At 49.0% G+C, this 17566-nt stretch carries 5 protein-coding genes; all 5 read left to right on the forward strand.

Annotated elements, in window-relative coordinates:
• Positions 1-32 precede the first annotated feature (32 nt).
• The 5 genes from D1Z90_RS17115 to D1Z90_RS17135 all read left to right on the forward strand — a co-directional run bounded on the left by D1Z90_RS17115 (position 33) and on the right by D1Z90_RS17135 (position 17492).
• Complete coding sequence (locus tag D1Z90_RS17115) at positions 33-7529, forward strand: type I polyketide synthase (protein ID WP_119912014.1); 7497 nt, start codon at positions 33-35, stop codon at positions 7527-7529.
• Positions 7530-7653: 124 nt separating this feature from the next.
• Positions 7654-9726: a PfaB family protein gene (locus D1Z90_RS17120; protein ID WP_119912015.1), complete on the forward strand. Its 2073-nt coding sequence runs from the start codon at positions 7654-7656 to the stop codon at positions 9724-9726.
• Positions 9723-15086, forward strand: a complete 5364-nt coding sequence (locus tag D1Z90_RS17125; protein ID WP_119912016.1) for a hotdog fold thioesterase — start codon at positions 9723-9725, stop codon at positions 15084-15086. Before D1Z90_RS17120 ends, D1Z90_RS17125 begins: the two co-directional genes overlap by 4 nt.
• 5 nt (positions 15087-15091) lie before the next feature.
• Entirely contained in the window at positions 15092-16627 is a 1536-nt protein-coding gene (locus tag D1Z90_RS17130) for a PfaD family polyunsaturated fatty acid/polyketide biosynthesis protein (protein ID WP_119912017.1), read from the forward strand.
• Between the two features lie 379 nt (positions 16628-17006).
• A complete protein-coding gene (locus tag D1Z90_RS17135) occupies positions 17007-17492 on the forward strand; it encodes a hypothetical protein (RefSeq protein ID WP_119912018.1) in 486 nt (161 codons plus the stop codon).
• Positions 17493-17566 lie beyond the last annotated feature (74 nt).

A 17566-nucleotide genomic window follows, 5' to 3' on the forward strand; every position in this document is an offset into this window, starting at 1 on the left:
TCGCTCCCGTATTTAAGCAAAAAGAGAACATCATGTCGGATAAACCAGATCAATCTAAGCCTGATATTGCCATTGTTGGCATGGCTTCCTTGTTTGCAGAGTCAAACAATTTAGATGCCTATTGGGAACTGATCAGAAACAAAGTTGACGCCATTATCGATGTGCCGGCGAGTCGCTGGCACCTTGATGATTATTTTGATGAAGACAAATCTGCTGCCGATAAAGTCTATTGTCGCCGAGGCGGCTTTATTCCTGACATCGATTTCGATCCCATGGCCTTTGGCCTACCGCCCAATATCTTAGAGTTGACCGACACGTCGCAACTTTTGTCATTAGTGGTGGCCCAAGATGCGCTGCAAGACGCGGGACTCAGTGACGCAAGTGCAGAGCAGCGAAACCGCATTGGCGTGGTGCTAGGTGTCGGCGGTGGTCAAAAAATCAACCACAGCTTGAACGCGCGTTTGCATTATCCGGTTTTAAAGAAAGTACTGCTCAATAGTGGCGTTCCCGCTGGGGACGCGGACATGATCGTTGAAAAATTCAAAAGCCAATACGTGCATTGGGAAGAAAACTCATTTCCTGGCTCTTTGGGTAACGTGATTGCAGGGCGCATCGCTAACCGTTTTGACTTAGGCGGTATGAACTGCGTGGTTGACGCGGCGTGTGCCGGCTCGTTGGCCGCCACCAAAATGGCGCTGTCTGAATTGTGGGAAGGGCGCGCAGACGTGATGTTAACGGGCGGCGTGTGCACCGACAATTCACCGCAAATGTATATGAGCTTTTCGAAAACCCCTGCTTTTACCGACAACCATGTTATCCAGCCTTTTGACAAAGACTCTAAAGGCATGATGATAGGTGAGGGCATAGGCATGGTCGCACTCAAACGTTTGGCTGACGCTGAGCGCGATGGTGACCGCATTTATGCCGTAGTTAAGGGCGTAGGTACCTCGTCTGACGGCAAATTCAAAAGTATTTACGCGCCGCGCCCAGAAGGCCAAGCAAAAGCCCTCAATCGCGCTTATCAAGATGCTGGTTTTGCGCCGCATACGGTTGGCTTAGTCGAAGCGCATGGTACGGGTACGGCAGCGGGAGACGTGGCTGAGTTTGAGGGCTTAAAGCAAGTGTTTGCCCTTGATAACCCTCAAAAGCAACATATTGCCCTTGGCAGCGTGAAATCGCAAATCGGCCATACCAAATCCACTGCGGGCACGGCAGGCTTTATCAAAGCTGCTTTGGCGCTGCACCATAAAGTGTTGCCGCCTACCATTAACGTCAACGAGCCCAACCCTAAAATGGCGATTGCTGACTCGCCGTTTTATATCAATACAGAAACGCGTCCTTGGATCAGCCAAGGTGTACCAAGACGAGCAGGCATTAGCTCGTTCGGTTTTGGCGGTACCAACTATCACGTGGTGTTAGAAGAGTATCAAGGCGAATCAGCGCAAGCCTATCGCTTTAACGCCAATGCCGCGCCTATTTTAATGGCCGCTGAGACACCTGAGCAATTATTACAACTGTGTCAAACTTGGCAACAAGAGCTAGTCAGTGACGAAGACTTTCGCCGTTTTCGCGGCCAATATAAGGTGCAACCCCTTACCCCAGAATCTGCTCGCCTGGGCTTTGTTGCAGAAACCAGCGCGGCTGCCAAATCTTTGTTAACTGAAGCCGTTAACCAACTGCAGCAAAATTCAACGTCGGCGTGGCAAAATGCGGGTGTCAGCTTTCAGCCCCAAGCCATCAACACGAACGGCAAAGTGGCCGCATTATTTGCGGGCCAAGGGAGCCAATACGTCAATATGGGCCTTGAGCTTGCTAATGCGTACCCTGTCATGCGTGAGCACGTTGCACGCTTAGACGAATTGCTGGGCCAGCAAGGGCAAACGCCATTAAGCCAGGTGCTTTATCCTATTCCTGCGTTCACCCAAGCGCAGCGGAAAGAACAGCAACAGGCAATGCAAAATACTCGCTATGCGCAACCTGCCATAGGCGCATTTAGCTTATCAAGTTATCAATTGATGCAGCAAGCGGGCTTGCAAGCAGACTTTTTTGCCGGCCACAGCTTTGGCGAATTAACCGCATTGGCAGCAGCCGAATTAATTGATGACGCGGCCTACTTAAACCTTTGTGTACAAAGAGGCTGCGCCATGGCCGACGTGCCTGCAGGACAAGACTGCGGCGCCATGATGGCGGTGGTATTAAACGATAAAAGCCAACGAGAAGGCTTGATGACCTTGCTTGAGCAGCAAGCTAACGCATGGCTGGCAAACGATAATTCACCGACTCAATTGGTATTAGCGGGTACCGCTGACAGCCTTGCATCATTAGCTAACGCGCTAAAAGCACAAGGCATTAAAACCGTCCATTTACCGGTTTCTGCCGCTTTTCATACCCCACTTGTTGAGTTTGCTCAGTTACCTTTTGCTAAAGCCATTGAAGCGACTAAGTTTAAAGCCAATAAGCAGCAAGTATTTAGCAACATTACCGCGCAGCCTTATGGTAAAACCGCAAAAAGCGTTAAACAAAGCTTTCAACAGCACATGCTGAGCGAAGTGAAATTTGCCGACCAGCTGGAAAATATGTATCAAGCCGGGGCGCGAGTATTTGTTGAGTTTGGCCCAAAAAGTATTCTGTCGCGCTTGATAAAAGACACCTTGAAATATCAAGACGTGGTCACAGTTGCCGTTAATGGTAATGCCAAACAAGACAGTGACAGCCAGCTAAAACAAGCCTTGATTGAGCTGGCTGTATTAGGTATTGAGCTGAGCGATTTTGACCGTTATCAACTGGCCGCTAAGCCAGTTAAAGCAAAAGGCTCCCCTTTGACCATTTCGCTGGGCGGGCAAAACTACCTGAGCCCTGCGACTAAAGACAAAATGCAACAAGCCTTACAGCAAGGTCACGTTACCGTGTCCGAGCCGCAAATTATTGAAAAAGAAATTATTAAAGAAGTCGTTAAACATGTTCCTGTAACAGCCACACACAACGACTCAACACCACTAAGTGAGCCTCAAGCTATGAGCCAACATGCGCCATCTGCAGTGAACCCACCGTCTGAACTCGCCCAGCTACTCCAACAGCAACAAACCGCTTTGGCACAAAGCATGGCGATGTTCCAACAGCAGCAAAACCAGTCGATTGAACTGCAACAAAACTTTATTCAACAAAATGCACAGCTTAGCCAGCAACTGCTGCAGCTTATGGCCGGCCAAACACCGACGGCAAACATCGCCCCGGCAACAGCAGTTCAGTCGCAAGTGCAACCTGGTCTACAGCCATCACCGCAAGCGCCATCACAAATGGCTCAACCACAACCACAAGCTAGCTTGGCGCCATCAACTCGCGCGGAAGAGCCTCTTGTTGCCAATGAGTCGCCGATGGCGTCGACTGCGAGCAATACGTTTGACGCTACGTCCATTGATTACCCAAGCGTGAATGACACTGCAGAGCAGGCACTTGCCTCAGCATCCACAGCGGCAAATTCCGCACTGAGCAGCGAGCAAGTTCAGCAAGTCATGTTGAGTGTGGTGGCTGAGAAGACGGGCTACCCCGCTGAAATGCTTGAGCTTGGCATGGACTTAGAAGCTGATCTTGGTATCGACTCGATTAAACGCGTTGAAATTTTGGGTACGGTACAAGACAACTTACCGCAGCTGCCGGCACTGAATCCGGAAGATTTGGCTGAGTTAAGAACCCTGGCTGAAATTGTGGCATACATGCAAAGCCAACTAAGCCCCGCGTCGCAACCTCAAGCTGAGGCGGCCGTCAATGCGGCTACTGCTACTGCTTCCGTGAGCGTACAAAGCGTAATGATGAGTGTGGTGGCGGATAAAACCGGTTACCCATCGGAAATGCTTGAGCTGTCAATGGATTTAGAAGCAGATCTAGGCATCGACTCGATTAAACGCGTCGAAATACTGGGCACAGTGCAAGATCAACTGCCACAGCTTCCTGCGCTAAACCCAGAGGACTTGGCCGAGCTTCGTACTTTAGGTGAAATTGTCGATTACATTAACCAGCAAGATGGCCAGTTAGCAGCGAGTGCGTTGCCACAACAAGCACAAGCGGCAAATGTTGAGCAAAGCGCGCAGCAAGTGCAGCAAGTAATGCTACAAGTGGTGGCAGATAAAACCGGTTACCCTGCTGAAATGTTAGAACTGACGATGGATCTTGAGGCCGATTTGGGCATTGATTCTATCAAACGCGTTGAGATATTAGGCACGGTACAAGATCAATTACCTGCGTTGCCAGCGCTCAACCCCGAGGACTTGGCCGAGTTAAGAACCCTCGGCGAAATTGTGCAATACATGAACGCACAATTTAGCCAAGATGCAGCGCCTAGCGTTGCTTCTTCGGCGACCGAAAACAGTGGGGGGCTAACGCCGGCGCAAGTTCAGCAGGCCATGCTGGAAGTAGTGGCAGACAAGACCGGATATCCAACAGAGATGCTTGAACTTACCATGGATTTGGAAGCCGATTTAGGCATCGACTCTATCAAACGGGTCGAAATCTTAGGCACAGTGCAAGATCAATTACCGGCTTTACCCGCTTTAAACCCGGAAGATTTAGCGGAACTGAGAACATTGGCCGAGATAGTGCAATACATGAATGCACAATTACCCCAGAGTAATGATGTTGCGAGCACGCAAAGCGAAGCTGTGATCAATACTCAAACCCTAGTGCCAGCGGCGGCAGAAATTCAACAAGCCATGCTAAGTGTGGTCGCCGATAAAACCGGATACCCGGCAGAAATGCTTGAGTTAACCATGGATCTTGAAGCAGATCTGGGCATTGATTCCATCAAGCGCGTTGAAATTCTTGGTACGGTGCAAGACACATTGCCAAGTTTGCCCGCCCTTAACCCTGAAGATTTAGCTGAGCTACGGACTTTGGGTGAAATTATCCATTATATGGAAGCCCAATTAGCCGCGAACTCAAACGCGGCGAGCGGCGTTGACAATAGTAATATAGCGCCAGCAAGCGGGCAGGAGGGCACCGACGTCCCTTTTCAATATGCCCTGATGAGACCACTTGCCCCGCTTAGGGGTGGTCAGGCTTATCAGGGCCAAGTTATCATTTTCGACGACGGCCGCTGCGGTGGATTGGTTGCTGAGAAGTTATTACAACAGGGACTGCAACCAGAGTTAGTGGTGTTACCGGATCATATTTGTGCGGCTTCAACCGTCAGTAGTGATATTACGCGCCATATTTTAGTCGACGACAACGAAGCCAGTATCGCTGAGTTTTGTCAGCACTGGCTAGCAACGAATGTAGAACCATTGGCTTTTGTTCAGTTATTCGACAGTGAGCTGCCAGCGTCCGCTTTACTGCAAGTAACAGCAATGGCGTTATTATTTGCCAAGCACTTACAACCGCGTTTATCTCAAGCTGGAAGCCGATATCTTAGCGCCGGCGAGCTGGACGGTGGTTTTGGCTTGCGTCAAGGTTTGAGCCAAGGGCTGCAGTACAGCGCCGCGTTTGCAGGTTTAACCAAAACCCTAGCGCAAGAATGGCCTGAAGCAGTTTGCCGAGCACTGGATATTGCCGGCTCGGATAAGCCAAGCTTCGCTCAGACTGTTGTCGCAGAGCTACTCGCACCACAGCAAGAGGCAGCAGAAGTGGCGTACCATCAAGGTGAGCGGATGGCCATTGTGGCGCAAGCAAGCCATGAGTCTTCTGATCATACTTTAAGTCACTTTCCGCTTAGCTGCCAAGATGTGGTGTTGGTGAGTGGCGGTGCTAAGGGCGTGACGAATGCTTGCGTTGCTGAGCTTGCGGCGCACAGCAAAGCCAGTTTTATTTTGTTAGGTCGCTCTGCAGCTGTCGCGATCCCTTCATGGGCTCAAGGCTTGAACGATAAAGCCTCGTTGCAAAGTGCTGCGCTGGCTTATTGTCAACAGCAAGGGGAAAAACCAACCCCCGCCAGTTTATCGAAAATGATCGCACCGATTTTATCGCAACTTGAGATTAATCAGGGCATTGAAGCTATCACCGAGGCGGGTGGCCGGGCTCATTATGCGGCGGTTGATGTGACCGATGAAGCGGCATTAACTGAGCTAGTCGCGAGCGTGCAACAAACTCAAGGTGCCATTACAGCCTTGGTGCACGGAGCTGGCGTATTGGCTGATGGATTGATTGAAAACAAACAGCTAGAAGATTATCAGCGGGTGTTTGCGACCAAGGTTTCAGGTCTGCAAGCCTTGCTGCACGCCACCAAAGACTGCCAATTAAGCCACATCGCGGTGTTTTCATCCGCTGCCGGGTTTTATGGCAATAAAGGTCAGTCTGATTATGCCATGGCTAACGAGGTGCTCAATAAAACGGCTATAACGTTAGGCCAAGATCGGCCGCAATGCCGGGTGTTAAGCTTTAACTGGGGCCCGTGGGACGGTGGCATGGTCACGCCTGAGCTGAAACGCATGTTTGAACAGCGCGGTGTCTATGTGATCCCCGTTACGGGCGGTGCGCAACTCTTTAGGCAGCAAATGCTGGCCGGTGACGCTAAGCAGGTTCAGGTAATTGTTGGCACTGACATGGCGGGTCAAACTTCTCAAGCAGAGGAGATTGCGAAGGTAAAAAAGTCTCTGGCTCAGCGTCTTAATAAGACGCTGAACCTGGCTGAAAATGGCTTTTTACAGCTGCACCGGATCGCGGGGAATGCGGTGCTTCCGACTGTGGTCGCGACCGCGTGGATGCGCCAAGGCATTACTCAACTGTTGCCGGCGGCGTCTTGTCAGCAGGTGGTGGACTATCAGCTTTACAAAGGTATAGTGTTCACTCCTGAGGCAGACTCGGTGAGGTTAACCTTAGCTTTTGAAGTGTTAAGCCAAGGTGGTACGCACTGGCAAATTAAAGCCCGCATAAGCTCGCAAGAGAATAACCGCGAACGCCTGCATTATGGCGCGGTGCTGCATGTCAGGGTGCCCGTGAACACGGCAGCTGCTAACACTGCAAACCAATACGCAGAAATGGCGGAGATAGTGCAAGACGGTGAAAGTGAAGCGCAAGTAACGGCTTGGTTAGCACAGGGACAGCCAAGTACTTGTTATCAAGACGGAAGCTTGTTTCATCAGGGGGAGTTTTGCTTATTACAGCAAGATCTTTGTTGCGATCAAGATGTGTTAATCCAAAGCATGTCTGTTGCAAACCTAAGCGCTGACTTTTTTGGACAATTCAGCCAAGACATGACCGCAACCAGTGCTAGCGTGTTGGCAGAAGATGCCATGTACCAAAGCTTGTTGGTTTGGGTTTATCGCCAGCTTGGCAAGCAAAGCTTGCCAGCCGGTTGCGGTGAGATACTTTACGCGCCGCAGGCGAAAGATGTTGTTGGCCTAACGGATTATGTGGCTTCTGGCGCGGAATGCGTGCTGGTTACACGTATCAAACAGCACAATCAATTTGAGGTGATTGCAGATATCCGCTTGTTAACGCCTAAAGGGCAAGCTTTATTGGTGATGAAACACGCCAAAGTGGTCTTAATGCAAGACCAAATAAGTCAACCCAAGGCCAAGCAAACGGTGGTGAAGGTTTGATTGCAGCCCAGAAGCTTTTCAACCCTCATCACTGCCGGTGTTTATGGTCGAGTTTGCCAGAAATCGATGCGTTCATAGCCTGCAATAATGGCTGTGAGCGCCTTGCACCTCAGGGCCAGCAGTAATGGCGTGGGTTAATTTAGCCTTAGTGTCGGCAAAAATTATTTTGCCTTGTACGGGGGGGTGGCGAGCGTGGTCACTGGAGCACTCTGCGGCGCTCAACCTGACTGAGATCCTACAAGAAATACAGCTGTTTGAGCACCATGGTCGCTCATTACAGTCGTGGCAGCCGAGCGCAAATATGCTGGTATTGCGCTGTGGCAGCTCCTTTGCAGACGCTCGCCATAGCGAACTGGATGTGGCAATTGAAGAAGGCGTCGCCAAGCTTGAAACTGAGCTATTAGCCGCGGGCGCTGAGCGTATTTTGTCACCCGATCATCTATTTCGACATTGCCAGCAAAATGCCATGACAAGTAATGTGTGTGTGTTGCCACTCAGTTTTTCGCCAGTGTCGCCAGACAAGCAGCAAGTAGCATCCGTGACTTTTGGTTTAACCGGCGCCGCGCTTGAGCTAGAGATAATGGCCATGCCACAAGCATTGGCAGACAAAAAACGCTTTTTTTGCAAATGGCTAGCGAAAACTGATGGTGTATTACTGTCACAAGCCCAAACATTTTCTGAGCCTTTTCATCAAGCCATGTTACTGAGTTTATTGGCGTTAAAGCAGCGTTTTGTCGATGGCGATTACTGGTTTAGCTCGCATGAGGTTGCCCGGTGCATCAAAGTCGATCAATGGTTATTGAGTGAAGGCAACCTTACGCCAAACCATCAGCCTTTACTTGATGGTCAACATAAAATGGCGCTTTTTGTCGCTGACACGCCCGTTGATTTATACCGTCAGTTATCCCTCGCTCAAAACGAAGCTTGGGACTCCTTTAGTGTGACGCCAGCCAGTCTGGCGCATTGGCAACAGCAAAGTGGCTGTAAAGCTATTATCATTTGGCAGCCAAATAGCACGCAGTTTAACCAAGAAATTCAATGGTTAATTAGTAAATTCAAGCAAGATCCGCAGCAAAACTTTTTCAAAACGCAGCTTGGCTCGTGTTACCAGTTAGCAAAACCCATCCCCCAGGGTACGAGCTGTTTGGTCTACCCAGGTGTGGGCACCAGCCACGCCACACAGTTTCAGCAGCTTGCTCGCTTTTTTCCTGCGATTTACCAAAGACTGGATAAGCATGGCCAGTTAAAACCCTTGTTAGCCCATGATGCGCTAAGGCGCGGCGATGCTATGACGCTGACGGAGTTAGCTGTGGCCGGTGTTGGCGCAAGTTGGCTCGTTAGTCAGGTTTGGCAACAAGGCTTAAAGCTGCCAAAAGATGCCGCTCTGGGTTACAGCATGGGTGAGGTAAGTATGTGGGCTAGCAGTGGCTGCTGGCAAACGCCTGAGTTATTGGCGCAAAAACTGCAACAATCTTATATTTTTCGTCATGGCATTACGGGCTCTTTGACCAATGCACAAACGTTATGGCAACAAACGGACATAGAGTGGGGCAGTTATGCTGTGCGCCTATCTCGGGCTGACTTTGAGCAAGTTGCGAATGATTTTCCACGCGCTTGGTTAGCCATTAGCCACGGTGATAACGGGGTACTCGTCGGAGACAATACCCAATGCCAAAGTATCATGGGCCAGTATAACCTTCGCGGCATTAAGATACCTTTTGTGACCGCGATGCACACGCCAGTGGCGCAGCTGTCTCATCAAGACATCAGTGACTTGTTTACCTTAGCCACCTCAGACGAAGCTCCGCGGTTGCTTAGTCAAACCCAGTATTTTTCAAGTGCTCATCATGAGTCATCGTCATCCCAGTTGGTGTATGGTGAGGCCAGTATAGCGAAGGCCATTGGTGATGCCGTGGCTACCGGTTTTTGCCAGTCGCTCGATTTTGCTAGGCTCATTCAACAGGCTTATGACGCCGGCAGCCGGCATTTTATTGAGATAGGACCGGGGCAAGCTTGTACCAGTCACATTGGTAAAATTTTAGCCGCCAAACCACACCTAGCGTTGGCATTCGATGCGTTAAAACGCAGTGAACACATGCATTATCTCGGGTTGTTTGCAGCACTTTTGTGCCACGGCTTTAAGCCAGATACTCGCGTCTTATTTCCCAATTATTTATTACAACAGGACCAGCAATGACCGCAATTGCGATTGTGGGGATAGCCAATTTATTCCCCGGCAGTGACACGCCAGAGCAGTTTTGGCAAAACTTATCCCGCCAGCAAGATAACCGCAGTGAAGTGAAGCCTGAGCGCCAAGACGCCCAGCCCCATGATTTTGATGGCAACAAAGGGGATAACGATAAACACTATTGCCATCGCGGAGGCTACATAGAAGACTTTACGCTGCAATCGCACCCTTATGGCATTTCGGCCGACCAGTTGCAGCAGTTAGATTGTCACCAGCAATGGCTTATTCAAGTGTGCCAGCAAGCTTTGGCGGACGCTAACATCGGCTTACAACACCGCGTATTGGCGCAAGCAGGGCTAGTACTTGGGGCACTGTCTTTCCCAACACAGCGTTCAAATGACCTGTATTTGCCCTTGTATCATCAAGCTGTCAGTGCAGGACTTGCCCATGTACTGCAACAGCAAGGTTGTATTGAATCCGACAAGTTTTCGCTGGATAACTTTCAGCAGCTTCGCGCAGCCGGGCCAGAAAATGGTCTGATTTCAGGTTATGGTGCCAGTTTAGTGGCAAAAGCCCTTGGTTTAGGCCAAGGTCACTACGCGCTAGATGCGGCGTGTGCGTCGTCGTTATACAGCGTCAAACTGGCTTGTGATGCGCTAAAAGCGGGTCGCAGCGACATAATGTTAGCGGCGGCGGTGTCAGGCTCAGATCCGTTTTTTATCAACATGGGCTTTTCGATTTTCCAAGCGTATCCCGAAAACGGCGTGTCGGCGCCGTTTGATACTCAAAGCCAAGGATTGTTTGCCGGTGAAGGCGCGGGAGTGTTGGTTTTAAAGCGCCTTGAAGATGCTCAAGCAAACAATGATCGTATTTACGCCACCATTGAGGGCGTAGGTTTGTCGAATGATGGCCGCGGCCAATTTGTATTGAGTCCAAATTCAAAAGGCCAAGTGCTGGCCTATCAACGTGCTTATCAAGAAGCGGCGATTGATAAAAGCCAAGTACAATACGTTGAATGCCATGCCACGGGGACGCCGTTAGGAGATAAAGTTGAACTTAACTCCATGGCGCAATTTTTTGGTAGCGCGGCAGAAAGCCCAAAAATTGGCTCGGTAAAAGGCAATATTGGCCATTTACTTACCGCAGCAGGCATGCCAAGCATATTAAAAACCGTGATGGCGATGCAGCATGGCAGCATCCCGGCCAGCATAGGCATTCAGCAAGCCATTGCGTCAGCGGACAACAGTTGGGGTGAAAAGCAATTATTAACCCAGCATACGCCATGGCCACAAGGTGACAAGCTAGCAGGCGTGTCGGCCTTCGGTTTTGGCGGTTGTAATGCCCATTTGTTGATTCGTGCTTATGATGAGCAGTCAGGCGAGCGCCATGACAGTAACCACAAGCAACCCGCTGCTGCTTTTGCGGCCCCGTGTGCGATGAATGTCATTGGCGCCAGTGCTCATTTTTCCGGTGCGCAAAACCTGCAAAGTTTACAACAAGCGGTGCAAAGCAATACGTCCTTGTTAAGGCCATTACCGGCGCAACGCTGGAAAGGCTTAGAACAGATATTGGCGCCGCAATATCATGCTGGTAAGACGATAACCGGTGGGTTTATTGATCACTTTGAGCTGGACTTTATGCGTTTTAAAGTGCCGCCTAATGAAGATGACCGTTTAATTCCTCAGCAACTTTTATTGATGAAAGTGGCAGACCAAGCCATTCGCGATGCCGCTCTTGCTGCCAGTAGCAATGTTGCCGTATTGGTGGCCATGTCGGCCGAAGCTGAAACCCACCAATTTCGAGGCCGGGTAAACTTGCAAACTCAAGTACCTAACAGCCTAGCCAAAGCCGGTATTTCGTTAACCGAAAAAGAACAGCAAGCATTGCAACGCATGGCCATGGATAGCGTTCTTGGCGCAGCCAAACTTAACCAATACACCAGCTTTATTGGTAACATCATGGCTTCGCGAGTGTCGTCTTTGTGGGATTTCTCTGGGCCTGCTTTTACCATCTCTGCTGAAGAGCACGCGGTGTTTAATACGTTGCAAGTTGCGCAGGACCTGCTGACCAATGGCGAAGTGGATGCTGTAGTTGTGGCCGCTGTCGATTTAGCCGGCAGCGCCGAGAATTACTTGTTACGTCAAGAGCTGGCGGCGCAACGCGGACTGGCTTACCACGGCTGCGTAGGCGAGGGCGCTGGGGCCCTAGTATTGACCCGAGCATGTCATGCTGAAAATGAAGACAAGTTGACTGCTGAGACGGCGGCTTATGCGGTGATTGACGGCCTGCGCTTTAAAGCTGATTCGACGTCAAATGACGCGGCCATTAGCCCGCTACTGACAGCGCTTTACCAAGATAGCCGCCAACAGCCCGATTTTATTGATGTGGCAGGCGCCGATAATCACGATGCGCAGCAACGCATCACCCAGAGCGTGAAGCAAATGTTGCCCTCGTCCCAGCGCCATGACATCAGCACTTTGCTGGGGCACACCTATGCTGCCTCAGGCATGGCCAGCTTGCTCAATATTATTATTCAATTACAAAGGGAAACGGCTTTGCCAGCGTCAAAGGCAAATGGCCTGATGGGCGCGGTGCATCAATTAGCAGTTGACGGTTGTGAAAGCCATATTTCGCTGCGCAGCGCCAAGATAAGCAAACCGATTAGCAGCGCCAAAATGGCGCCACAAGGCTTGATTAAATCCGTGCAATTAGGCGGCCCAGCCATCACTCAAACCATTATTGAACAAGGAGCGGCTTTGTTATTGTCATCCCGCAAGCAAAATAAGCCAACTCATGACAGTGGCGAAGCGCTGAGCGTGTTTGCGCAGCAGTTACAAGACAGCCAGTGCAGGCATTGGCTTGGCGCTAATAGCCGCAGCGGCCAAGCTGTCCCTAAGCCACGCCAAGTGATCTGGGACTACGATGATTTAGTCGAGTACTCTGAGGGCAGCATTGCCAAGGTATTTGGCCCAGACTATGCCATTATCGACAGTTATGCTCGTCGCGTGAGGTTGCCCACTACTGACTACTTGCTGGTTACAAGGGTGACCAAACTTGACGCCGAGATAAACCAATATCGGCCTTCAACCATGACCACAGAATATGACATTCCAGTTGATGCGCCGTATTTGGTGGACGGTCAAATTCCTTGGGCTGTTGCGGTTGAGTCTGGCCAGTGTGATTTAATGCTTATCAGTTATTTGGGCATTGATTTTGAAAACAAAGGTGAGCGCGTTTACCGGTTGCTAGATTGCACCTTAACTTTCCTGGGTGACTTACCTAAAGGCGGTGAAACGCTGCGCTATGACATTAGCATTAATCATTTTGCCCGGAACGGTGACACCTTATTGTTTTTCTTCTCCTATGAGTGTTTTGTGGGGGATGAAATGATTTTGAAAATGGACGGCGGTTGCGCCGGCTTTTTCACCGACCAAGAGTTGGCTGATGGCAAAGGCGTGATAAAAACACAAGATGAATTGGACGCCTTGGCTAAGATCAATAAAACGCAGTTTACGCCACTGTTAAGCCACTCTGCCACGTCGTTTGACACATCGCAAATTCGCCACCTCATTAGCGGCGACGTTCATCGCTGTTTTGGGGACGAATATGCCACCGATACTGGGTCTTCACTGTGTTTTTCATCAGACAAGTTTTTAATGATAGAGCAAGTGAAAAACATCCAAGTGAATGGCGGCGCGTGGGGCTTGGGAGAACTCGTCGGCGAGAAGCAATTAGCGCCTGACCATTGGTATTTCCCGTGTCACTTTAAAGATGATCAAGTCATGGCTGGCTCTTTAATGGCGGAAGGCTGTGGTCAGCTATTACAATTTTACATGATGTATTTAGGCTTACATACCTTGGTCGACGAAGGGCGATTCCAGCCTTTAGCGGGGGCGCCGCAGAAAGTACGCTGTCGCGGCCAAGTATTGCCACAAACTGGCACTTTAGTATATCGCATGCAAGTTACTGAAATTGGCACAAGCCCCATGCCTTATGCGAAAGCGGATATCGACATTCTACTCAATGGTAAAGTCGTGGTGGACTTTAAAAATCTTGGCGTGACCATTAAAGGCAAACCGAAACGCCTGCCTGGACTTGCGCCTTTGATGGCACAAGTGCCTGATACGCAAGCCGCGAAAATAAAAGGCGTGACACCGCTGCAACACGTTGCCGCGCCAATGAGCCATGAAAACCGCGTGCCAGACACCTTGCCGTTTACGCCTTATCATTTATTCGAATTTGCTACTGGCGACATATGTAACTGCTTTGGCGAAGAGTTTCGCATTTACGATGGTTTGATCCCCCCACGTACCCCTTGTGGTGATTTGCAATTAACTACTCGGGTAATTGACGTACAAGGCCAGCGCGGAGATTTAAAAAATACCGCAAGCTGTGTGGCGGAATATGACGTGCCCACCGGTGCTTGGTATTTTAACGAAAACAGCTTTGACCAGCTTATGCCTTATTCCGTGCTGATGGAAATATCGCTCCAGCCTAATGGCTTTATCTCAGGTTACATGGGCACGACCCTGGGCTTTCCTGGTACTGAGCTGTTTTTTAGAAACTTAGACGGTCAAGGAGAGTTACTGCGCAAGGTGAACCTGGCCGGCAAAACCATTACCAATGAATCGCTACTATTGTCTACCGTGATTGCCGGCAGCAATATCATTCAGTCCTTTGAGTTTGTACTGTCGACTGATGGTGAACCTTTCTACAAAGGCTCAGCGGTGTTTGGATACTTTAAAGAAGCGGCGTTAACTCATCAGCTGGGCTTAGACAATGGTCAAGCACAGCAGCCTTGGTATTTGCAGCCGGCCAACCAGCAAAGCCAATTACCGCAACAAATCATTGATTTAACCGATGCTAACCATGCACTCTTTCAAGCCAGCGAACAGCAACCTCATTACCGTTTAGCGGGGGGCAGATTAAACTTTGTCGACAAGGTGGTTATGATCCCAGAGGGGGGGAGCCATGGGCTGGGGTATTTGCATGCTGAACGCCAAATTGACCCGACCGATTGGTTCTTCCAGTTCCACTTTCATCAAGATCCAGTTATGCCTGGCTCGCTTGGCGTTGAAGCCATTATTGAAGTTATGCAAGTGTATGCATTGCAACGTGGGCTAGGGCAATCATTGCCGGCACCAAGGTTTAGCCAAATTTTATCGAACATTAAGTGGAAATACCGTGGTCAAATTAACCCACTGAATAAGTCCATGAGTTTGAACGTGCACATTACAGATATACAACAACACGATGATCACTTTGTGCTCATCGCCAATGCCGATCTATCAAAAGACGGCTTAAGAATTTATGAAGTAACAGACGTTGCCATTGCAATAGAGTCGGCGCAGACCGAAACCGAGGCTTAATAGACATGAATAGATTGAATGATAACCCCCAACACCAACAAACATTAAGTCAAATGCAACAAGCGTGCTTTGTGTTAAGTGATAACGCGCAATTAACCTTGAGCCATGATATTGCAAAAGCGAAAGCCGAAAACATCAAGGCATTTGCCCCCGCCTGTGACGCCAAGGATCTCGGTTCAAATGCTTTTAAAGCAGATCATGGTGTGCAGTATGCTTACTACGCTGGTGCCATGGCCAACGGCATTGCCTCGGAAGAAATGGTTATTGCCTTAGGAAAAGCCGGTTTTTTAGCTTCTTTTGGTGCGGCAGGCTTAGTGCCAGCGCGAGTGGCTAAAGCCATCGATACCATACAGCAAGCGCTTCCGAGCGGCCCTTATGCGTTTAACCTTATTCACAGCCCAAGTGAGCCAGCGCTCGAACAAGGCTGCGTAGAGCTTTATTTAGATAAAGGCGTTCACACGGTAGAGGCATCGGCTTTTTTGGGCCTTACTGAACACATAGTGCGCTATCGTGCTGCGGGGCTCAGTCAAGACAACCAAGGCAACATTATCATTGGCAACAAAGTGATAGCCAAGGTATCACGTACGGAAGTGGCGGATAAGTTCTTATCTCCTGCGCCAGAAAAAATGCTTCAAGCGCTGGTGGCAAAAGGTCAAATTAGCGCGCTACAAGCCAAACTTGCTAGCCAAGTGCCCATGGCCGATGACATTACCGCAGAAGCGGATTCAGGTGGCCATACTGATAACCGCCCTTTGGTTACCTTACTTCCCACCTTAATGCAGCTGCGAGATGCAAAGCAACAGGCATATCAATTCAGCAAAAAGGTCAGAGTGGGTGCTGGTGGAGGTATTGGTACGCCCAGCGCGGCATTAGCGACGTTTGCAATGGGTGCGGACTTTATTGTGACAGGCTCAATTAACCAAGCGTGCATCGAAGCTGGAGCCAGTGAGCATACAAAAAAACTACTGGCAACCACGGAGATGGCAGACGTGACCATGGCTCCCGCGGCTGATATGTTTGAAATGGGCGTCAAGTTACAAGTTGTTAAGCGAGGCACTTTATTCCCGATGCGCGCGCAAAAACTGTATGACTTGTATATGCAATACGACAGCATTGATGCCATTCCTCAAGCAGAGCGTGAAAAACTGGAAAGCCAAGTGTTCAAAAAACCGTTAGCGCAAATTTGGCAAGATACCGTAGCCCACTTTAATACTCGTGACCCTAAGCAGATAACGCGGGCGGAGAATAACGGCAAACGCAAAATGGCGCTGATTTTCCGCTGGTATTTGGGTCTTTCAAGCCGTTGGTCCAACCAAGGCGAAGTTGGTCGAGAGATGGACTACCAAATCTGGGCAGGCCCAGCCCTCGGCGCATTTAATGCGTGGACGCAAGGCAGTGCATTGGCACAATACCAGAACAGAAAAGTGGTTCACGTTGTAAGTGAATTGCTTAATGGCGCGGCATATTTACAGCGGATACAACTACTCAAGAGCCAAGGAGTGAATTGCGAAGGCCGCTTGAATCAGTACCAGATTAGTTAACTCACCACGCGAATTATTAACCTTCTAACATGATCATTATAACTGTATGCATATACAGTTATAATGAAGATTTAAACATTTACTTCGCTTATTCTCGTTAATACCATTCTCGAATAATACATGGTGCTTATCTAAGGTATTGAAAAGTATTGCGTTAAGATTCTGCCCCTGTGTGTTAAACGAGAACTTTATGCTCGTTTAATACCTTTTCTCGCTTTCCCCCACAAAATTTGCCGTCAGCGTTTGTAGCGATTAACCTAAACTGTTAAATTTATATGCATTTTTTAGCAATAGGCGTGAAAATTTCAGTCAACATGGTTTGTGTATAGACGGAATGCTCGCTAATAAGCTGTTATGTTTCTTTGGAGTGTTCTGTTACATGGATTCTATTAATCAGTCAGTATTGTTTCATGGATACGAATTAAGTGGATTTTACAATGCACTGAGATGCTCTATTGGAATTCCAAATCGTAATTTCGATGCCACGATTTTTTCAAAAAATGGTGAATGCTTAGAAATAATTATTGAAGAGCAAATCAACTATATTAAAGAAAAAGGAACATTTAAAAATCAGAAGGTTGTTGATTATAATTTCATTGAAACCCTCTTTAAATCTTTTATCTATGATCAGCTAAGTGAACTTAATAAAGAGCAATTATATAACCTTGATTGGAATTTAGTTGAGCACTATGGGCTAATTTCTACAGCTGAGAACGAAAGTGGATCCTGGAATAGATTAATTAGCCAAAAACACACTTTATTAGAGTACATAAATGAGAATGGGTGTGAAGCTGTATTGTTTTTTGTTGAGCATGACGGTTTTGTAGTTATTACTTATCTTGCTCAAAGTGAGCCAGAAACATAACAAGAGACTATGGCGTCAATAGTTAATTTACCACTTTTGGCGCTTCCCATAACGCTCCATTCCGCAGCATTGAA

This window comes from Motilimonas pumila, assembly GCF_003596335.1.
Classification (GTDB): domain Bacteria; phylum Pseudomonadota; class Gammaproteobacteria; order Enterobacterales; family CBDFNC01; genus Motilimonas; species Motilimonas pumila.